Below are 19,617 nucleotides of genomic sequence, written 5' to 3' on the forward strand. Positions count from 1 at the left end.
ACCTTACTTCCGCGCGCCCGCGCGGAGTGCGCGGGGAATTGGCGCGGCGTTCAGATGCCGGTGCGCCGGAAGTACGCTTCGTTGCTACTCCTCGTGTCGGAGAAATCGCGCTCCGGGGCGGATGTCGTTTCCGGGACCGTCCGGAACGCCCCTCGGCTCCCCGCGCCGACGCCTTATCGGTCGGGTGCCGCCTCCGGGCGGGCGTACACGCGCCCCTTCCAGGCCGCGCCCCGGCCGCGGTAGTGCCGCACCGCCGAATCCACCGTCATCAGGAGGTAGAGCAGCGCGGTGAACGGAAGCGTCGGGGCGAGCCAGAGGGGCTGGCGGTAGTAGCGGAGCATCGGAAGGTACGTTCCGGCCATCACCGCCCAGGCGAGCCCGCCCGCCGCGCCCGCCACCGCGTCGCCGGCGAACGCCCCGGCCGCCACCGCGACCGGGGGAGCGAGGTAGACCACCGCGAGCCCGGCCACCGTGCCGGCCAGCACGACCGGGTTGTGCCGCAGTTGGGCGTACGCGCTGCGCGACACCATCCGCCACAGGTCGGCGAGGCGGGGATACGGCCGGACGCTGTCGACCCGCTCCGCGAGCCCCAGCCAGATCCGCCCGCCGGCCCGGCGCACCGCCCGGGCCAGCGACACGTCGTCGATCACCGCCTGCCGGATCGCCTCGGGGACCCGGGCCCGCTCGGCGGCCTCCGTCCGCAGCAGCACACAGCCGCCCGCCGCCGCCGTCGCGCGGGGGCGGCGACCGTTGATCCACCGGAAGGGGTACAGCTGGGCGAAGAAGTAGACGAAGGCCGGGACGACCAGACGCTCCCACCCGCTCGCCACCCGCAGCCGGGCCATCTGGGAGACCAGGTCGAGACCGTTCGCCGTCGCCGAGGTCACCAGCAGGCGCAGGCTGTCGGGCTCGTGCGCGATGTCCGCGTCCGTCAGGAGCAGGAATTCCGGTTCCCGCGCGCGTGCCAGCGCCGTCCCGTGGCGCAACGCCCAGAGCTTCCCGGTCCAGCCGGCCGCGGGCTCGCCCGGTGTGACCACGGTCAGCGGCAGCCCGCCGTACCGCCCGGCCAGCTCACGCGCGAGCTTCCCGGTGCCGTCCGTGCTGTTGTCGTCGACGAGCAGCACCTCCGCATCACCCGGATAGTCCTGGGTGAGCAGCGACGGCAGGCTGAGCGGCAGCACCTCCGCCTCGTCCCGCGCCGGTACGACGACGGCGACGCGCGGCCAGTTCCGCGGCTCCGCGCGCGCGTGGGCGGCGTTCGGGGGGAGGCGCTGGTCGGTACGCCAGAAGAACCCCTGTCCCAGCAGCAGCCACCCCCAGGCGGCCAGCGAACCCGTGGCGATCCAGGCAATGGCGCTCATTCGCCGCAGTCTGCCCCAGATCGGCGGGGACGCAAGGGTGGTCGGCTAGGGTGACCGGGTGAAGATCGCGCTCATGGACTCCGGAATCGGCCTGCTCGCGGCAGCGGCCGCGGTTCGCCGCCTGCGGCCGGACGCGGATCTGGTCCTCTCCTCCGACCCCGACGGCCTGCCCTGGGGCCCGCGTACCCCCGAGGACCTCACAGCCCGCGCGCTGGCCGTCGCCCGCGCCGCCGCGGCGCAGCGGCCGGACGCCCTCATCGTCGCCTGCAACACCGCCTCGGTGCACGCCCTGCCCGCCATCCGCGCCGAGCTGGAACCGCGTATCCCGGTGATCGGCACCGTCCCCGCGATCAAGCCGGCCGCCTCGGACGGCGGGAAGATCGCCATCTGGGCGACCCCGGGGACCACCGGCAGCCCGTACCAGCGCGGACTCATCCGCGAGTTCGCCGAGGCGGCCGAGGTCACCGAGGTGCCCTGCCCCGGCCTCGCCGACGCCGTGGAGAACGCCGACGCGGCCGCCGTCGAACGGACCGTCGCGGCCGCCGCGGCCCTCACCCCCCGCGACATCCGGGCCCTGGTGCTCGGCTGCACGCACTACGAACTCGTCGCCGAGCAGATCCGTACGGCGGTTCAGCACTCCGGTCTTCCCCCGGTCGTTTTCCACGGCTCGGCCGGGGCAGTCGCCGCACAGGCGCTGCGCCGGATCGGCGCCGCACCCGCACCCGCCGCGGCCCCCGTGGGTGGTCTGACCGTGATCCACAGCGGCCGGCCCTCCCGGCTCACGGACGCCGCCCTGAGCTACCCGGAAGGCCGTCTGCTCGGAGTCGCCGCCGCGGCCCGCTGACGGGACGACCCCGGTGCGCAGCGGGCGCCGCGCGAGCGGAACGTGAGTAGGCTGCGAGCCATGAGGGACCCCTCTCGTCATCCCCACCACCCCCGGCCACTGGACACCGACGAACCGGTACCGGAGGTGTGGACCGGCCGCGCCACCAACCGCGTCCAGTGGGTGCTGGCCATCGCCGGCGCGCTCTTCGTCGCGGTCGGCATCGCGCTGGCCGTCGACGCGCCGTGGACGCCGGGCATCATCCCGCTGCTCATGTCGGTGATCGGGTGCGTGGCGGCGGGACTGCTGATGATGTTCGGGACGCTCGCGTTCGTCCATGTGGCGGTGAAGGTCGACGACCGGTCGTTGGAGGTCCGCTGCGGCCCCCTCGGTCTGCCGCGCCGCCGGATTCCGCTGTCCCAGGTGGTCGGCGTCGAGGCCGCCCCGGTCACGCCGCGTCACTGGGGTGGCTGGGGGTACCGCTGGCGCCCCGAGAAGGGGACGGGAGTCATCGTCCGCCGGGGCGAGGCCGTGGTCCTGGAGCTTCGTGACGGGCGCGCCTTCACGGTCACGGTGGACGACGCGGAGACCGCAGTCCGCGTCATCCGCGACCGCCTGGGCCGGGCGGAGGGCGCGGCGCGGAACGGGGCGCCACCGCCCACCCCGCCGACGGGAGCCACCCCGCCGACGGCGCCCTCCTCGCCCACGCCGCCGACCGGGCCTCCGGCGCCTCCCGTGCCGCCGACGACGACGGGGCCGACGAGCGCCTGACTCCCCGGTGAACGCCTGAGCCCGTGCGCCTTCGCGTTCCCCAGCCTGGACGTCCGCGCCCGGCTTCGCGGGCTGGAGGTACCTCTGAGCGCGGCTCCGGGGAGAGACCTCACGGACACGACCTACGGCCCGCCGGTGTCGGTCGTGGCCGAGCGAGCGGTGGCGAGGCCGGCCAGAAGCCCGGCGCCCGCCGTGACGGGGGCGAAGCTCAGCGCGTTGCCGACGGTGGCCAGGACGGCGAGGCCCGTCAGCGTGGCGCCCGCCGTCAGGACCACGGCGTTCGTCCGCGGCGAGAGCCACAGGCCCCACAGCAGCCAGCCGTAGGCCGCGCCGAGCAGGACGACGCCCGGCACCCCCTGCTCCGCCGCCTGCTGGAGCGGCGCCGAATGCGGTGTGCCGTCGGCGGCGAACGTCTCCCAGGACGTCGCGCTGAGCGCGCCGAAGCGGTCCGGTCCGGCCCCAAGGAGCGGGTTCTCCTCGGCCAGCGCCACAGCGTCCCGCCACAGCAACACCCGGTGGCTGGTCAGCCCGTCCTCCGCGAAGACCGTCAGCCCCTCGGGCAGCGCCTCCTCCGCCACCGCCCAGGAAGCACCGACGACCAGGCCCGTCACCAGGGCGAGCCCCGCGAGCCCCAGGCCCCGGCGCCGTGTCCGTACCGTGGCGAGCGAACAGAGCAGGACGCCCAGCGCCGCCACGCACCCCACCACCGAGCCCAGCGCCAACGCCACCCCCGCCACCGCCGCCGCGAGCAACCGCGGCAGCAGCCGCCCGTACGCCGAACCGGCCGCCGCGGCCGCGCAGCAGGCGGCCCCGGACGCCAGCACGAGCAGCGCCGCGGCCGCTCCCGCATGCCCCGGTGGTACGGAGGCGGCCGGGGCGGCGCCGGGAACTCCCGGCCCTGAGGCGAGCGCGAGGCCGAGCGCGGCGAGCGAAGCCGTCGCCGCGGCGGCGACGGGAAGCAGCGTGCCGAAGATCCGGCCGCAGGCGTATCCGGCGGAGACCGCGAGGACGGCGAGAAGGATCCCCTCGGGGCGCGCCTCGCGCCCGGCGGCGCTCAGGAGCGACCACGCCGCGCAGGCGCCGAGGACCAGCACGCCGGCGACATCCGGTGTCCGGCCGCGCTCGCCCGAGGCCCCGCGCTCAGCCGCAGGTGCAGCCATCCCCGTCGACCCCCCGATCAGCCTGGCCGACACCGTAACGGGGTGGGCGGGGTTTGTGGAGGGACAGCGCGAGAACGTGGCGGCGGGAGTGGGGGAGCACCCCTTCGTACGCGAGGAGAGGTCTGGACCGGACGCCGTCGGCCTGCGGACCGCGCCGTAGACTCCGCATGTGAGCACCACCATCGCGCCCGTCGACGCCTCCGGCCCCACCGCCGCCTCCGAGACGGGGGCGGGCCGCCGGCTCCGGCGCCTCGTGCGGCCGGGCGCCGCCGCCCTGTCCGGGATCCTGCTCTTCCTGAGCTTCCCGCCCCGCCCGCTGTGGTGGCTCGCGCTGCCCGCCTTCGCACTGCTCGGCTGGACCTTGCGGGGGCGCCGCCCGCGCGCGGGATTCGGTCTGGGCTACCTCGCCGGGCTCGGCTTCCTGCTGCCGCTGCTGATCTGGACCGGCGCCGAGGTCGGACGGTTCCCGTGGATCGCGCTCGCCGCGGTGGAGGCGCTGTTCGTCGCCGCCGCCGGCCTGGGCATCGCGGTCGTCTCCCGGCTGCCCGCCTGGCCGGTGTTCGCCGCGGCGGTGTGGATCCTGGCCGAGGCGGCACGCGCGCGTGTCCCGTTCGGCGGCTTTCCCTGGGGCAAGATCGCCTTCGGGCAGGCGGACGGCGTCTTCCTGCCGCTCGCTGCCCTCGGCGGCACCCCCGTACTCGGATTCGCCGTGGCGCTCTGCGGTTTCGGACTGTACGAAGCGGTCCGGCAGGTCCGCGCCTACCGGGCGACCGGCACCGTTCCGCGCGGCCCCCTCGCCGCCGCCGTTCTCGCCGTCCTCGTCCCGGCCACCGGCGCCCTGGCCGCGCTGCCCCTGGTCGACGACTCCGCGCAGGACGGCACCGCCACCGTCGCCGCGGTCCAGGGCAACGTGCCGCGCCTCGGCCTCGACTTCAACTCCCAGCGGCGCGCCGTCCTCGACAACCACGCCAACCGCACCAAGGAGCTCGCCGCGGACGTCAAGGCCGGCGAGAAGCCCCGGCCCGACTTCGTCCTGTGGCCGGAGAACTCCTCCGACATCGACCCACTGGCGAATCCCGACGCGAGGGACGTCATCGACGAGGCCGTGAAGGCGATCGGCGTCCCGACGGTGATCGGCGCCGTCCTCACCCCCGACACCGGCAAACTGCGCAACACCCTCATCGAATGGGACCCGGAGGACGGCCCCGTCGCCACGTACGACAAGCGGCATGTCCAGCCCTTCGGCGAGTACATCCCGATGCGGTCCTTCGTGCGCCTGTTCAACAGCAACGTGGACCGGGTGAGCCGCGACTTCGGCCCCGGCGACCAGGTCGGCGTCTTCGACCTCGCGGGGACCCGGGTGGGCCTGGCGACCTGCTACGAGGCGGCCTTCGACTGGGCCGTCCGGGACACCGTCACGCACGGCGCCCAGCTCATCACCGTACCGAGCAACAACGCGACCTTCGGGCGCAGCGAGATGACGTATCAGCAGCTGGCGATGTCGCGCGTGCGGGCGGTCGAGCACAGCCGCTCCGTCGTCGTACCGGTCACCAGCGGCGTCAGTGCGATCATCATGCCGGACGGCAGGATCGTCGCGAAGTCGGCGATGTTCACCCCGGACGTGCTGGTCGAGGAGGTGCCGCTGCGTTCCTCGCTCACGCCGGCCACGCGGATGGGCACCCTGCCGGAGGCGTTCTTGGTGGCGGTCGCGGCCGCCGGTCTCGGCTGGTCCGCGCTGCGGGCCGTCCGCGCCCGCCGGAACTCCCCGGCCGCCGGTTCTTGATCCGTGAGGCTTAGGGTCGGGACATGGGTACTCCTGACTTCATTCGCGACCTGCGGGCCAGCGCCGGCCACCAGTTGCTCTTCCTGCCCGGCGTGAGCGCGGTCGTCTTCGACGACCGCGGGCGGGTGCTGCTCGGCCGGCGGGCCGACAACGGCCTGTGGTCGATCATCGGCGGCATCGTCGAGCCCGGGGAGCAGCCCGCCGACTGCGCGGTGCGCGAGGTGTACGAGGAGACCGCCGTGCGGTGCGAGGCCGAGCGGGTCGTGCTCGTCCAGACGCTGCGCAAGCCCGTCGTCTACCCCAACGGCGACCAGTGCCAGTTCGTGGACATCTCGTTCCGCTGCCGGGCCGTCGGCGGCGAGGCGCGGGTGAACGACGAGGAGTCGACGGACGTCGGCTGGTTCGAGGTGGACAAGCTCCCGGAGATGAAGCGGTTCTCGCACTTCCGGATCGAGCAGGCGCTCGCCGATGAACCCACATGGTTCGACACCATGCCCCAGGGCTGAAGTATGGGTCCAGCGCACATCGGGCGAGGGTGGTGCGCTTCATAAGGTGCGGAGCATGAGCGCCTCCACCCCACCAGGTCCCGCGCCGGCTCAGGTACCGGTCCCCCCGTCCCGCCCGGCACGGATGCCGGCCGCCACGCCGGCCCCCGCACCGAGGCCCGCGCCCGGATCGGTCACGCTCGACCTCGCCGGCCGCACCGCGCTCGTGACCGGCGCGGCCGGCGGCATCGGACGCGCCTGCGCGCTCCGGCTCGCGGCCGCCGGGGCCCGGGTCAGAGCCGTCGACCGGGCCGCCGACGGCCTGGAGGCCCTCGCCCACGAGGCCACCGGCCTGCCCGGCGCGGTCGAACCGCGGCTCCTGGACCTCACCGATCTCGCCGCCGCGGAGGCCGTGGCGGCGGGTGCCGACATCCTGGTGAACAACGCCGGACTGCAACTGGTCCGGCCCATCGAGGAGTTCCCCCCGGACGTCTTCCACACCGTGCTCACCGTCATGCTGGAGGCCCCGTTCCGGCTGATCCGAGGCGCCCTGCCCCATATGTACGGACAGGGCTGGGGCCGGATCGTCAACCTCTCCTCCGTGCACGGTCTGCGCGCCTCTCCGTTCAAGTCCGCCTATGTGGCCGCCAAACACGGTCTCGAAGGACTCTCCAAGACCGCGGCCCTCGAAGGCGCACCCCATGGGGTCACCTCCAACTGCGTCAACCCCGGCTATGTGCGTACCCCCCTGGTCGAGCGGCAGATCGCAGACCAGGCGGCCGCCCACTCCATCCCGCCGGACCGGGTCCTGACCGAGGTGCTGCTCAAGGACTCGGCCCTCAAGCGGCTCATCGAACCGGAGGAGGTCGCCGAGGCGGTGCTCTACCTCTGCACGCCGCAGGCCTCCTTCATCACCGGCACCTCCCTGACGCTCGACGGCGGCTGGACCGCCCACTGACGTTTTCCCCAGGTGGTCGTCCACAGGGCTGGTGCGACCACCCGTACGGCAGGTATCCCTGTGTCCATGTCCCAGGAACAGGTCTCCTACCTGGAGCTCCTCGCACGAGGAGCCGCGGTGGAGGCGTACGACCGGCCCGTGCTGCTCGCCCGTGCGAGCGGCGCGGGCCCGGAGGCGCTGGCCGAGCTCGAACAGGCCAAGCAGCTCGCCCTGCGCGTACGGGCCGAACTGGAAGGGCGGCGGCGCCGCGAGGCCGAGCTCTCCGCCCTCTTCGAGACCGCCCACGACCTCGCGGGGCTCCGCGACCTCGACGCGGTGCTCCGCGCCATCGTCCAGCGCGCTCGCTCCCTCCTCGGCACCGAGGTCGCCTACCTCAGCCTCAACGACCCCGTCGCGGGCGACACGTACATGCGCGTCACCGAAGGCTCGGTGTCCGCGCGTTTCCAGCAGCTCCGGCTCGGCATGGGGGAGGGGCTCGGCGGACTCGTCGCCCAGACCGCCCGCCCCTATGTCACCGACGACTACTTCGACGACCCGCGCTTCCAGCACACCCGCACCATCGACTCCGCCGTCGGCGACGAGGGCCTCGTCGCCATCCTCGGGGTACCGCTGACCCTCGGCAGCCAGGTCATCGGCGTGCTGTTCGCGGCGGACCGGCGCGCACGCGTCTTCGAACGGGAACAGGTCGCCCTGCTCGGCTCCTTCGCCGCGCACGCCGCCGTCGCCATCGACACGGCCAATCTGCTCGCCGAGACCCGCTCCGCCCTCGCCGAGCTGGAACGCGCCAACGACATCATCCGCGAACACAGCGGCGTCATCGAACGCGCCTCGGAGGTCCACGACCGGCTCACCGAGCTCGTGCTGCGCGGCGGCGGAGTCCTCGACGTGGCCGGCGCGGTCTCCGAAGTCCTCGGTGGAACCGTCGAGTTCATCGAGGGCGAGCACGGCACCGCCCCGCTCGCCGGCGGCCACGCGATACGGGACGGCGACCACTGGGTGGCCGCCGTCTCGGCCGGCGGCGAGACCTTCGGCGCACTCGTCCTGCGCGGTCAGCCGGACCTCGACCCGGTCGACCAGCGCACCCTGGAGCGCGCCGCCCTGGTGACCTCCCTGCTGCTGCTCGCCCGCCGCTCGGCGGGCGAGGCCGAACAGCGCGTACGGGGCGAACTGCTCGACGACCTCCTCGACGCCCCCGACCGCGACCGACGCCTGCTGCGCGAGCGCGCCGCCCGCCTCCGCACCGACGTCGACGCGCCCCATGTGGTGCTCGCCGCCCGCATCGACCGGGCGGAAGCCGGGGGCGGGAACGACACCGGCGTACGAGAGAGCGCGGACCGTCAGCGACTCTGGTCGGCCGCCTCCCACCTGGCCGCCACCCGGCACGGCCTCGCCTCCGCGCGCGACGGCGGGACCGTGCTGCTGCTCCCGCTCGGCCCCGGCGAGAGCGCCGCCGAGCTGGCCCGGCAGACCGCGAAGCACCTCGGCGGCGCCCTGCGCGAGCCGGTCACGGTCGGTGCCTCCGCCCCCGTCGAAGCGCCCCTCGCCCGCCCCGGCGAGGTCGCCACCGCGTACGAGGAGGCCCGCCGCTGCCTGGCCGCACTGCGCCTGCTGCACCGCTCGGGACAGGGCGCGGCCGCCGAGGACCTGGGCTTCCTCGGTCTGCTGCTCGCCGACAGCCGGGACATCGAGGGCTTCGTCGAGCGCACGATCGGTCAGGTCCTCGCCTACGACCGGCGCCGGGGCACGGACCTGGTGCGCACGATGGAGGCGTACTTCGCGAGCGGCATGAGCCCCGCGCGTACCAAGGACGACCTCCATGTCCATGTGAACACCGTCGCCCAGCGCATCGAACGGATAGGCCGCCTCCTCGGCCCGGACTGGCAGTCCCCGGCCAGGGCGCTCGAGATCCAGCTGGCACTGCGCCTGCACGCGATGTCGACGGCGGTCACCCTCTGACTCCGCGCCGCCGTCACGGGGCGCGAGATCAGCCGTCGCCGCGGGTCGCGTGTGCCTCGGCCAGGAGGAGGTAGCCGCTGGCGGTCCAGGTGTAGGCGCGGTCCCGCAGTCCCGTTCCGGTCAGGGCGTCGAAGTTCTCGGCGAAGCCGTGGTTCTCGCACAGGGCGCGGAAGCGGGCGCTGATCTCGTCCGCCAGCCGGTGATGACCGGCGCGGCGCAGCCCGTCCTCGACGAGGACCGTGGCGGGAGCCCAGATCGGGCCGCGCCAGTAGCCGTCGGAGAGGTAGTGCGGCGAGGCCGGCAGTTCGGTGGCCAGTCCGTACGGGGTCAGATGGGCCTCGATGCGGGCGGCCAGCACGCCGCTGATCTCATCCGGCAGATGCTCGCCCAGCACGATGGGCATCAGATCGAGGAGGCCCGCACTGTGCCAGGTGTTGCCGCTGTCTACTCCTCGGGCGACGAACCGGTCGCCGCTCCAGAGCTGTTCGAGCATCGCCTTCTGCGTCGCCTCGGCGGCTCGTGACCACCGGCGGGCCTCATCCGGTTTGCGCACGAGCGCGGCCAGTTCGGCGAGTTCACGGAGTTGGAGGACGAGGAAGGCGGCCAGGTCCGCGGTGACGACCACCCGCTCGGGGTCGAAGACGGTGGCGTTGTCCCAGCCGCTGTCGTTGCCGTGCTCGTAGTGGGGCAGTGCGGCGCCGGGGGCACGTCGTGCGGTGAGCCAGAAGTCCGTCCAGCGGGTCAGCCTGTCGTACGTCTCCGCCAGTTCCACCGGGCCGGGAGGCGTGGACAGCCGACGCCGCAGGTGGCCGAACGCCCAGCCGTGGATGGGCGGTTTGACGAAGTTGCGGAGGACCTCCGAGTGGGTGACCGAATCGGGCAGTGCCCCGGTCCCGTCCTGGTGGTCGAAGGGCAAGTGGTACTGGTCCCAGGCCAGTCCGGGCTGTCCGGGCGCCAGGGCCAAGGCGTTGAAGCAGTGGTCCCAGCTCCAGACCTTGTCCATCCAGTGCTTGGACATGAGGACGCCGGGCCGGGTGACGAGACCCGCCGGGTGTACGGTCGCGGACCACACGACGTAGGCGGCGAGTTCGGCGGCAGGGGTGGCGGACGAGCGCCAGGGGGCCACCGTGTCGACAAAGTCCGCGAAGGAGTTGCGCGCTGCTTCGACGACCTTGTCGAAGACCGTCGCCCGGACGTACGCGGGGCGGGCCGTGTCGAGTTCCTCGATCGCGATCTCCCAGGGGCCGTCCGAGTCGGCGGTGACGGTCAGACCGCGATCCCCGCTGCCCAGGGCCTGGCTGCCGAACGTGTCGGCCACCGTGCCGGAGAGCACGGTGACGCGGTAACGGCGACCGGTCTCGTACGAGGTGAACACGTGCGCGTCGGTGGCCGCGTCGTGGAAGAAGTAGGTGCCGCTGAACGGGGTCAGCGTCCGGGCCGCCGCGGAGACGCGCAGCGGCAGCCCCGCGCCGCGCAGGCGCACCGTGTCCGGCGACTCGTAGGCGAGATCGACACGGCCGGCGTCGCCGATCCAGCTCAGCAGGCCCGGAGTCGCCGTCACGCGCGTCTCGGCTCGCCCGCCCGTCGCTGCGTCCAGCGGTACGAGGCTCACCACCGCGTGCATGCCGTTCTGGTGCGAGACGAGGTGGAGGTCCTCGGCCGTGGTCTTCTCCGCCACCACCGGGGAGATGCCGAACCAGGATCCGTAGGTGCTGAACGGAATGTCGTGGACGGAGAAGGCCGGGCCGGATCGGTCGGCGGTCATGTGAGGTCACTCGTTTCTCGGGCAGGGGCGGCCGGCCGTGCCGTCCGGTGGACGGACGACGCGGCCGGGGCGAGGGGCGGGAGCGGTGGAAGGGGTCAGTCCTTGACCGCACCGGCGGTCACGCCGGCGGCGACGTAGCGCTGGGCGAGGACGAGGATGACCGCGGCCGGCAGCGAGGCCACGACCGCGGTGGCCATGATGGCGTTCCACTCCTGGTTGTTGTTTCCGATGTAGTGGTAGACGCCGAGGGTGATCGGCTCGTGCGGGCCGCCGTTGACGAGCGTGCTCGCGAAGACGAAGTCGGACCAGGACCACAGGAACGCGAACAGGGACACCGTGACGAGGGCGTTGCGGCTCATCGGCAGGACGATCGACCAGAAGGTGCGCAGGGGCCCGGCGCCGTCCGTCTTCGCCGCCTGCAGCAGTTCGCCGGGGATGCCGGACATGAACGCGGTGAAGATGAGCACCGCGAAGGGAACGGCCAGGGTGGAGTCGGCGATGATCAGGCCGGGGACGGACTGGAGCAGGCCGAGGCTGAGGTAGATGGCGTAGAAGCCCATCGCCATGATGATGGCGGGGATCATCTGGGCGACCAGGAGTAGGAAGCCGAGGACGCCGCCGCCGCGCGGACGCAGCTTGGCCAGGGCGTAGCCGGCGGGGGCGGACAGGGCCACGGTCAGGGCGACGGTGCCCAGGCCGATGACGAAGCTGGTCCCCAGATAGGGCAACTGCTCGTCGAGGACGGTGCGGTAGCCGGCCAGGGTGCCGTCGGTGGGGAACAGGTCCGGTGGGCTTTTGCGCATGTCCTGGTCGCGGGTGAACGACACGTTCAGCATCCAGTACACCGGGAAGAGCATGATCCCGGTCAGGAAGAGACCGACGACCGTCTTTCCCCACGTACGCCTGCCGTTTCGGCTCATCACAGCGCCTGCTTTCTCTGCACCCGCACGTACACCAGGCCGAAGACCAGGGCGGCGACCACCAACAGGTTGCCGACGGCCGCACCCGGGCCGAAGGCGGGCAGCATGTTGCCGAATCCGAGTTGGTAGGACCAGGTGGCGAAGGTCGTGGACGATTCCGCCGGGCCGCCCTTGGTCATGATCCAGATGATGTCGAAGACCTTGAGCGTGTAGACAAGACCCAGGAGCAGGGTGATCGCGGACACCGGCCGCAGCAGCGGGAAGGTGATGCTCCGGAACCGCCGCCAGGGGCCCGCCCCGTCCAGGGCCGCGGCCTCGTACAGACCGGCCGGGATGGACTGCAGGCCGCTGTACAGCACGACCAGGTTGAACGGGACCCCGATCCAGATGTTCGCGACGATCACCGAGGTCAGCGACCAGGTCGGCGAGGTCAGCCAGTTCACCGGGTCGATACCCACCGCGTGCAGCGCCGCGTTGACGATGCCGGAGTCGCTGTTGAGCATCCACGACCACGTGGAGGCCGACACGATCAGCGGCAGCAGCCAGGGCACGAGGAACAGGGCGCGCAGGGTGGCGGAGAGCCGGAAGTGCTGGTGGAAGAAGACCGCGAGGGCCAGGCCGATGGCGTATTGGAAGGCCAGGCACACGACGGTGAACAGCGCCGTGTGGAGCAGGGCGGGGAGGAAGGTCGGGTCGTCGAAGACGGTCCGGTAGTTCTCCAGGCCCGCGAACGGGGCGTCACCCCGGACGAAGGAACGGACGGTGTAGTCGCGCAGGCTCAGGTCGATGTTTCGGTAGAGCGGATAGGCGTAGAAGAGCGCGAGGTAGAGGGTCACAGGGGCGAGGAAGGCCCAGGCGGCCCACTGGGGGGAGTGGGAGCGGTGACGTGTCCGGGGCGGTGCGACGGGTGCCGCTCCGCCGTGGCCGGGCTCGGCCCGACGGCTCGCCACGTGTGTGGTGTGACTCATCAACAGGACCTGGACTTCGGCTATTCGACGGCGGACTGGGCGGCGGAGAGCGCGTCCTTCGGAGACTTCGAGCCACTGAGCGCGGACTGGACGGCAGACCACAACTGCTCGGAGATCTTCGGGTACGTGGTGCCCAGGTCGTCGCCGGTACGGCCCTTGGCCGCCTTGACCGCCGCCACCCACGGCCTGAGCTCGGGGTCGGCCGCCACCTGCTTGTTCTGTACCTCGGAGGTGGGGGCGACGTAGGAGAGGGTGGTGTCGGTGTCGTACAGGCTCTGGGCGCTGGTCAGACAGGCCGCGAGCTTGTGAGTGGTGGCGTAGCGGCCGGTGTCGCCCTGCACCGGGACGGTGACGAACTCGCCGCCGGTCGGGGCCGCGGCGGCGCCACCGCCGGCGCCTGGGATGGGCAGGACACCGTAGTCGAATCCCGCCCTCTTCGCGCCGGCGAGCTGCCAGGTGCCGTTCTCGGCGAACGCGTAGTCACCGGTCGCGAACTCCTGCCAGCTGGTGGTCTGGGTGTTGTTGAGTACGGAGTTGGGGGCGTAGCCCTCGGTCAGCCAGTCCTTCCACAGGGTCAGCGCGGAGACGGCCTCGGGAGAGTCGAGATCGGTCAGCTTCGCGCCCGAACCCCAGAACCACGGCAGGAATTGGAAGCTGCCCTCCTCCGTGCCGATCGCGGCGAAGGTGATGCCCTTCTTGCCCGCCTTCTCGACCTTCGCCAGCGCCGCCGTCAGGGACGGCCAGTCCTTGACCGAGGCGATGTCCACCCCGGCCTCCTTCAGGATCTTCTTGTTGTAGTAGAGGGCGAGGGTGTTGGCGCCGATCGGAGTGCCGTAGGTCTTGCCTCCCGACCGGCCGGCCTCGAGCAGGTTGGGGTCCACGCCCGAGGTGTCGAGCTTGTTGTCATCGGTGGTCGTGAGGACGCCCGCCTCGGCCAGGGTCGACACCACCGGGTTGTCGACGATGAGGACGTCCGGAGAGTTGTCCTGCTGTGCGGCCAGCAGCGCCTTGTTCGCCAGGTCGCCGGTGTCGAAGCCGGTCCGTTCGACCTTCACGCCCGCCTTGGCGCCGCAGGAGTCCAGCAGCTTGGCCCACGCCGAGCCTTTCGCGAACTGCGGGTAGGGGTCCCAGACGGTGTACGTGCCGTCGTCCGCCGCCTTCGTCCCCGCGCCGCCCGAACCGGAGCCACAGGCGGTGACACCGAGGGTGACAGCCAGGGCGGTCACGGCCGCGGCCTTCAGAGGGCGCTTTCTGGAGGAGCTGTTCATCGCGGGTTCCTTTGTCCGGGGCATGCGGGTGCCGAGGGCGGTGAGCAGGGGGTGAGCGCGGGCATGTCGAACTGCGTGGGTGAGCGGTTCGGGCGTCCGGTGGGGGAAGACGCTCGCGTGGGGTGCGGTGGTGGGGGGGGTGATGCGGTGCGGTGGTGCGGTCAGGGCGTCGTAGGGGGTCCGGCGTCCGCCGGGGGCACGGCGCCGACGGGCCCGGTACTGGCCCGCAGCGAGACGGGTGGCACGAGGAGGTGGTGCCGGGGCGGCACGCCGGGGTCGTCGAGCCGCTCCACCAGGAGGTCGACGGCGAGACGGCCCAGCTCCGCCGCCGGCACGTCCGCCGCGGTGAGCTGCGGGGTCACCGTCTCCGCCCAGCGGGCGGCCACCACGCCGGTGACGGAGAAGTCGCGCGGCACATGGCGGCCGGCCTCTGCCAGCCCGCGGTAGAGGCCGCCGAGCGCGGCCTCGTTCAGCGTGACCAGGGCCGTGGTGGCCGGGTCGTCGTGCAGGATCCGTTCCAGACACCTCTGGCCCGAGGCGGGGTCGTCCCCACAGCAGTACGTCCGGACGGTCAGTCCACGCTCGGCCGCGGCTTTCGTGAAGCCGTCCAGGCCCCGGTGCGCGGACTCGTAGCCGGTCCGCAGCAGTTGCTCGGGACGATTGACGAAGGCCACACGGCGGTGGCCGAGATCCGCCAGATGGTGCACGCAGGCCTCCACCAGCGCGGTGTGGTCGAGCCCCACCCACCAGCCGTCTTCGGGGCGAGCGGTGCGACCGATGGCGACGAAGGGGAAGCCCACCGCGGCCAGATGGTCCACCCGATCGTCCTCCAGCCGGATCTCCATCATGATCGCGCCGTCGACCCGCCGCTCGCCGAGGAGTCGCTGGAAGGAACGATCGCTGTCCATGCCGCTGGGGGACAGCAGCACGTCGTAGTCGTAGGCCGCGGCGGCCTCCACCACGCTGCCGATGAAGTCCAGTTGCATGCCCGTGTAGTGGTTCCCGGCGGGCGGGAAGACCAGCCCGAGGGTGCTGGTCCGTCCGTTGGCGAGGGCGCGTGCGCTGGCACTGGGCCGGTAGCCCAGCTCGTCGACGACCTGCTGGATCTTCCTGCGCGTGTCCTCCGAGACCGGACGCTTGCCGCTCAGGGCGTAGGACACGGTGCTGCGCGAGACACCGGCCCGCCGGGCGATCTCACCGATGTTCACGGCGACTCCTTACTCGAACCGGTTCGACACCATCGAGGGCGACACCTCGGAGGAGGGAAGACCTGCCGGTCGTGCTCCGCGGTGGGGCGAGAGGCGAGGGCCGGTCATCGAACCGGTTCGCGTGAAGTGAAGGTAGGAACTCCCCGAAGGCCTGTCAACACCCTGGACGCACCTCGTCAAAACCCTTCAGGGCGGAGCCATTTGCTCATGACCGAGGGATTGCTGGCCGCGTTCCCCGGTGCTAGCTTCGCCGAACCGGTTCGATGAAGCGATTCTTCCGGCGAGCGACGGGGCAGGAATCCCCGGGCCCGGGCCCGATCCGCACCCTTCCCGCACGGGGAACGCCCTCCCTCCTCCCCGGAGCGCCGCTGACCGAACCGGTTCGACGTACCTCCCCGGACTCTCGCCGACTCTCCGCACGAGAACGGCACATGGACGAGCGGCCGGCCGAGGAGGGCCGACCGGAACCCCTGACTCAGGATTGAGGACGCGATCCATGCCATCCGCTGACGGATCCGCCCGGCGCCGAGGCACGGCCGCCGTGGCCCTGACTCTCGGCGCGGGCCTGCTGGCCCTGCCCGCCGCGCCGGTGCAGGCGGCCGACGCACCCCGGCCCGCCGCCCACTACACCTTCGACCAGGACGACCTCGCCTCCGGCGAGATCACCGACAGTTCGGGCAACGGTCTGACCGCGAGCCTGCTCAACGGATCCACCGCCCAGTCCGTCGAGGGCGCGGCCGGGGGCAAGGCGCTCGCCCTGCCCGGGGGCGCACCCGGCTCCAACGGTGCGTACGTCCGTCTCCCGCGCGAAGTGCTCGGTGACGCTGCCGACTTGACGGTCTCCGCCCGCGTGAAGTGGAGCGGCGACAAGTCGTCCTGGCAGCGGATCTTCGATCTGGGGACCAACACCACCAAGTACCTCTTCGCCACCCCGTACAGCGGCGACGGGACGCTGCGCACCGCCATCACCGCCGGCGGAGGTGAGGCACAGGTCAACGGCTACGCCATGCTCCCCGCGAACGAGTGGCGGACCGTCACCCTCACCCTCGACAGCTCCGCGGGCCGACTCACCACCTACCTCGACGGCGTGGCGGTCTCCTCCACCGCGACCGGCATCAAGGCCGAGGAGATACTGGACAGTTCGGCCACGGCCGCCGGGTACCTCGGCAAGTCGTTCTGGCCGGATCCCCTGTTCAAGGGCGCGATCGACGACTTCACCGTGTGGCACGCGGCGCTCAGCCCCGAGCAGGTGGCAGGCACGGTGGAGACCCCGCCCACCCCCAGGGAGCTCTCACGGACGTCCTTCGAGGTCCGTACGACGACCGGCACCGCCCCCTCCCTGCCCGCCGCCGTCCGCTCCACCTTCTCCGACGGCTACGACCGCGACACCCCGGTCACCTGGGACGCCGTACCGGCCGACGGGTACGCCCGGCCGGGCACGTTCACCGTGGCGGGTACGGCGGCCGGGCGTGCGGTGAAGGCGACCGTCACCGTGGTCCGCGAGGGGCAGCTCACCGTCGACCTCGGCTCGGACACCGGCGCGTTCCACGGCGGCGCCTCCGGCACCCTCTACGGCGTGTACGGACCGGACGTCCCCACCAACAACCTCATGGAGGGCATGGGCCTGCGCACGGTCTCCACAAAGGCACAGGACGGTCCGCAGCACCCCGGCGCCGACGCGCTGGAGGTGGTCAAGCCGCTGGCCGATTCCACCGACGGTGACGTGTACATCTACATGACCGACATCCACCGCGGCTTCCCGTACCAGTGGCCGGGCGACACCCCGGAGGAGAAGCTCAAGCTCTACCGGGAGAAGATCGTCAAGCAGGTCGACCAGGTCCTGAAGCTGCCGAAGGAGTACCAGGACAACGTCGTCTTCGTGCCGTTCAACGAGCCCGAGGGCAACATGTTCGGCACCGGTGAGTGGAGCTACGACAAGGTCAGCTGGCTCGACGACCCGGACGACTACTTCGCCGCCTGGGACGACTTCCACCAGCTCATCAAGAGCAAGATGCCCGAGGCCCGCATCGCCGGCCCCAACACCAGCATCCTCTTCGACCAGGTGAAGGGCTTCCTCACGCACACCCTGGCCGCCGGCACCCTCCCGGACGTCATCACCTGGCACGAGCTGAGCCACCCGGAGGCGGTGCGCGAGAGCGTCGCCACGTACCGGGCGTGGGAGCGGGACCTCTTCAAGGGCACCACCCGCGAGGGCACCCGACTCCCCGTCAACATCAACGAGTACGCGTTCAACTACCACACCTCCGTCCCCGGCCAGATGATCCAGTGGGTGTCCGCGATCGAGGAGTCCAAGGTCGACGCCGACATCGCGTACTGGAACATCGACGGCAATCTCTCCGACTCCGCGGTGCAGTCCAACCGCGGCAACGGCCAGTGGTGGCTGCTGAACTCGTACGCCTCGATGAGCGGGCGCACGGTGAGCGTGGCCCCACCGTTCCCCGGCGAGAACTACACCATGCAGGGCGTCGCCACGCTCGACGAGAAGAAGAGGCAGTCCCGGCTGATCTTCGGCGGCTCCACCGGCAAGGGCCACATCACCTTCGACAACGTCCCGAAGAAGCTCTTCGGCGACCGGGTGCACGCCTGGGTGCGGGAGATCGAGTGGAGCGGCCAGCTGGGAGACTCCCCCGGGCCGCGGCTGCTCGCGGAGAGGGACGTGCGGGTCGGTGACGACGGCACGGTCGTCCTGGACTTCGGCGACGGCGGACTGCCCAAGCTGAAGGAGTCCTCGGCGTACGAGATCGTCCTCAGCCCGGCCGGGAAGGCCACGGGCACACAGGCGCCTTCCACGCGCTGGAAGGCGACGTACGAGGCGGAGGGCGCCGCCCACACCGGCTCCGGTTACTCGAAGAACGGCCCGGAGGGCTCGCCCCGAGACGTGTCGAAGTTCTATACCTCAGGCGGCTACGACGTGGGCGGCCTGCGCACCGGCTCCGACCTCACGCTCGACTTCACCGTGGACGTCCCCGAGGACGGCACGTACGACCTGAGTGTCTTCGCCAACTCCCTCAACACCTTCGACAGGGTGAGGGAACAGGGCCCCACCAACGTCTTCCTGCGCGTCGACGGCGAGGCGGACGGTGAGCAGGAGGTGCACCTGCCGCTCGGCTACAAGTGGGTGGTGTGGGACCACACCGACACCAAGGTGAAGCTCACCAAGGGCAGGCACACCCTCACGCTCGCCGCGAAGAGCGCCGACGGCAAGCGCGCCACCCGGGGCGACGCCATCGTCGACCGTCTCGTCCTCTCCCTTCCCGAGGCCTCGGCCTCCACCCAGGTGCACGAGGGCGAACTGGCCTGGCTGGAGGGCGGGGCGCGTCCCGTCTACGACCTGCCGAAGCGGGTGGCCACCGGCTCGGGTGCGGCCCGGCTCGCCAAGGGCCAGACCGCCACATTCTGGGTCTACTCACCCGCCGACCGCGAGGCCACCCTCAAGGTCGACACCCTCGGCGGCGCGAACGCCCGGCTCGCCGTCAACGGGCACGATGTCCTCCACCTCTCCCCGGGCAGGAACAGCCTGGCGGTCTCCCTCTCGGGAGGCGTCAACAAGGTCACGCTGACTGGAGGTTCGTCCGCCACCCTCGTGGACCGACTCACGGTCACCCCCACGCAGGGCGTTCTCCCGGTGCGTACGTACGAGGCGCAGGACGCCGAGCTCGCGGGCTCGGCCACGCTCACCCCGCTCTCCCTGGCCACCGACAGCACGGCCATCACCGGAATCGGCGGCGAACCCGGAAACGGCAACACCGCGACGTTCACCGTCGACGCCGACCGGGCCGGCCTGTACGCGCTGCGCGTTCGCTACTCCAACCCCGAACAGTCCGAAGCCACCCACTACAACCCGGACCCGCTCGCGCGCCACGCCGACATCACCGTCAACGGCGGCGAGACACGACGTGTCGGCTTCCCGCACAGCTTCCACCGCAACAACTTCTGGGAGCTGACCGTCCCGGTCCGCCTCGAGAAGGGGCAGAACACGATCGCCTTCAGCGCCGAGGAGCTGCCGAACTTCGACGGCACCACTTACGCCTCGGACACCTTCCCCGGCGTGCTGCTCCGCTCCCGCTACGCACCCCTGATCGACCGCATCACGGTCGCGCCGTACGCGCGGGAGGCGCGGGAGGCGCGATGAGGTCATCACCCCCTGCGGCACGGTGACGCGCACGGGGG

13 protein-coding genes and 1 pseudogene are annotated in these 19,617 nt (G+C 72.0%); 7 read left to right on the forward strand and 7 right to left on the reverse strand.

The window, feature by feature from the left end; all coding sequences use genetic code 11:
* Positions 1-173 precede the first annotated feature (173 nt).
* The gene (locus tag ABZY12_RS04190; protein ID WP_356886891.1) at positions 174-1,361 is read right to left on the reverse strand and encodes a glycosyltransferase; all 1,188 of its coding nucleotides are present in this window, start codon (positions 1,359-1,361) and stop codon (positions 174-176) included.
* Between the two features lie 58 nt (positions 1,362-1,419).
* Here ABZY12_RS04190 and ABZY12_RS04195 point away from each other — a divergent pair, with 58 nt between their 5' ends.
* Together ABZY12_RS04195 and ABZY12_RS04200 are read left to right on the forward strand one after the other, a co-directional pair.
* Complete coding sequence (locus ABZY12_RS04195) at positions 1,420-2,205, forward strand: aspartate/glutamate racemase family protein (RefSeq protein ID WP_356886893.1); 786 nt, start codon at positions 1,420-1,422, stop codon at positions 2,203-2,205.
* 60 nt (positions 2,206-2,265) lie between these two features.
* Positions 2,266-2,802: pseudogene (locus ABZY12_RS04200) on the forward strand (hypothetical protein); the annotation flags it as partial.
* A gap of 275 nt (positions 2,803-3,077) precedes the next feature.
* Here the strand turns inward: ABZY12_RS04200 and ABZY12_RS04205 are convergent.
* Positions 3,078-4,115 carry an O-antigen ligase family protein gene (locus ABZY12_RS04205; RefSeq protein ID WP_356886895.1) on the reverse strand — a complete coding sequence of 346 codons (1,038 nt, stop codon included), beginning with the start codon at positions 4,113-4,115 and terminating at the stop codon, positions 3,078-3,080.
* Positions 4,116-4,296: 181 nt separating this feature from the next.
* On the opposite strand from ABZY12_RS04205, the gene lnt reads away from it, so the two are divergent.
* From lnt to ABZY12_RS04225, 4 genes are all read left to right on the forward strand, one after another.
* Positions 4,297-5,898 carry an apolipoprotein N-acyltransferase gene (gene lnt / locus ABZY12_RS04210; protein WP_356887008.1) on the forward strand — a complete coding sequence of 534 codons (1,602 nt, stop codon included), beginning with the start codon at positions 4,297-4,299 and terminating at the stop codon, positions 5,896-5,898.
* 23 nt (positions 5,899-5,921) lie between these two features.
* Entirely contained in the window at positions 5,922-6,404 is a 483-nt protein-coding gene (locus tag ABZY12_RS04215) for an NUDIX domain-containing protein (RefSeq protein WP_356886897.1), read from the forward strand.
* A 124-nt stretch (positions 6,405-6,528) separates the two neighbouring features.
* Positions 6,529-7,341, forward strand: a complete 813-nt coding sequence (locus ABZY12_RS04220) for a 3-hydroxybutyrate dehydrogenase (RefSeq protein ID WP_356887010.1) — start codon at positions 6,529-6,531, stop codon at positions 7,339-7,341.
* Between the two features lie 66 nt (positions 7,342-7,407).
* On the forward strand, positions 7,408-9,297 hold the full coding sequence (locus ABZY12_RS04225) for a GAF domain-containing protein (protein ID WP_356886899.1): 1,890 nt from the start codon (positions 7,408-7,410) through the stop codon (positions 9,295-9,297).
* A gap of 28 nt (positions 9,298-9,325) precedes the next feature.
* Here the strand turns inward: ABZY12_RS04225 and ABZY12_RS04230 are convergent, their stop codons facing one another.
* From ABZY12_RS04230 to ABZY12_RS04250, 5 genes are all read right to left on the reverse strand, one after another.
* The gene (locus ABZY12_RS04230; protein WP_356886901.1) at positions 9,326-11,062 is read right to left on the reverse strand and encodes a trehalase family glycosidase; all 1,737 of its coding nucleotides are present in this window, start codon (positions 11,060-11,062) and stop codon (positions 9,326-9,328) included.
* A 95-nt stretch (positions 11,063-11,157) separates the two neighbouring features.
* On the reverse strand, positions 11,158-11,982 hold the full coding sequence (locus tag ABZY12_RS04235; protein WP_356886903.1) for a carbohydrate ABC transporter permease: 825 nt from the start codon (positions 11,980-11,982) through the stop codon (positions 11,158-11,160).
* Positions 11,982-12,950, reverse strand: a complete 969-nt coding sequence (locus ABZY12_RS04240) for a sugar ABC transporter permease (RefSeq protein ID WP_356886905.1) — start codon at positions 12,948-12,950, stop codon at positions 11,982-11,984. The genes ABZY12_RS04235 and ABZY12_RS04240 overlap by 1 nt, the downstream gene beginning before the upstream one ends.
* Positions 12,951-12,970: 20 nt before the next feature.
* Positions 12,971-14,218 carry an extracellular solute-binding protein gene (locus tag ABZY12_RS04245; protein ID WP_356886907.1) on the reverse strand — a complete coding sequence of 416 codons (1,248 nt, stop codon included), beginning with the start codon at positions 14,216-14,218 and terminating at the stop codon, positions 12,971-12,973.
* Positions 14,219-14,379: 161 nt separating this feature from the next.
* Positions 14,380-15,426, reverse strand: a complete 1,047-nt coding sequence (locus tag ABZY12_RS04250) for a LacI family DNA-binding transcriptional regulator (protein ID WP_356886909.1) — start codon at positions 15,424-15,426, stop codon at positions 14,380-14,382.
* 496 nt (positions 15,427-15,922) lie between these two features.
* Between ABZY12_RS04250 and ABZY12_RS04255 the strand changes: the two genes are divergently transcribed.
* Entirely contained in the window at positions 15,923-19,579 is a 3,657-nt protein-coding gene (locus tag ABZY12_RS04255; protein ID WP_356886911.1) for a LamG-like jellyroll fold domain-containing protein, read from the forward strand.
* The last annotated feature ends 38 nt before the right edge of the window (positions 19,580-19,617 follow it).

The sequence above is a fragment of the Streptomyces sp. NPDC006551 genome (assembly GCF_040611675.1).
Lineage (GTDB): Bacteria > Actinomycetota > Actinomycetes > Streptomycetales > Streptomycetaceae > Streptomyces.

What these genes read in the sequence shown, in the direction of transcription:
- ABZY12_RS04205 (WP_356886895.1), bottom strand. Translation starts at nt 4,115, where the DNA reads ATGGCTGCACCTGCGGCTGAGCGCGGGGCCTCGGGCGAGCGCGGCCGG.
- ABZY12_RS04255 (WP_356886911.1), top strand. Translation starts at nt 15,923, where the DNA reads ATGCCATCCGCTGACGGATCCGCCCGGCGCCGAGGCACGGCCGCCGTG.
- ABZY12_RS04215 (WP_356886897.1), top strand. Translation starts at nt 5,922, where the DNA reads ATGGGTACTCCTGACTTCATTCGCGACCTGCGGGCCAGCGCCGGCCAC.
- ABZY12_RS04190 (WP_356886891.1), bottom strand. Translation starts at nt 1,361, where the DNA reads ATGAGCGCCATTGCCTGGATCGCCACGGGTTCGCTGGCCGCCTGGGGG.
- ABZY12_RS04235 (WP_356886903.1), bottom strand. Translation starts at nt 11,982, where the DNA reads ATGAGCCGAAACGGCAGGCGTACGTGGGGAAAGACGGTCGTCGGTCTC.
- ABZY12_RS04245 (WP_356886907.1), bottom strand. Translation starts at nt 14,218, where the DNA reads ATGAACAGCTCCTCCAGAAAGCGCCCTCTGAAGGCCGCGGCCGTGACC.
- ABZY12_RS04225 (WP_356886899.1), top strand. Translation starts at nt 7,408, where the DNA reads ATGTCCCAGGAACAGGTCTCCTACCTGGAGCTCCTCGCACGAGGAGCC.
- ABZY12_RS04240 (WP_356886905.1), bottom strand. Translation starts at nt 12,950, where the DNA reads ATGAGTCACACCACACACGTGGCGAGCCGTCGGGCCGAGCCCGGCCAC.
- ABZY12_RS04220 (WP_356887010.1), top strand. Translation starts at nt 6,529, where the DNA reads ATGCCGGCCGCCACGCCGGCCCCCGCACCGAGGCCCGCGCCCGGATCG.
- ABZY12_RS04230 (WP_356886901.1), bottom strand. Translation starts at nt 11,062, where the DNA reads ATGACCGCCGACCGATCCGGCCCGGCCTTCTCCGTCCACGACATTCCG.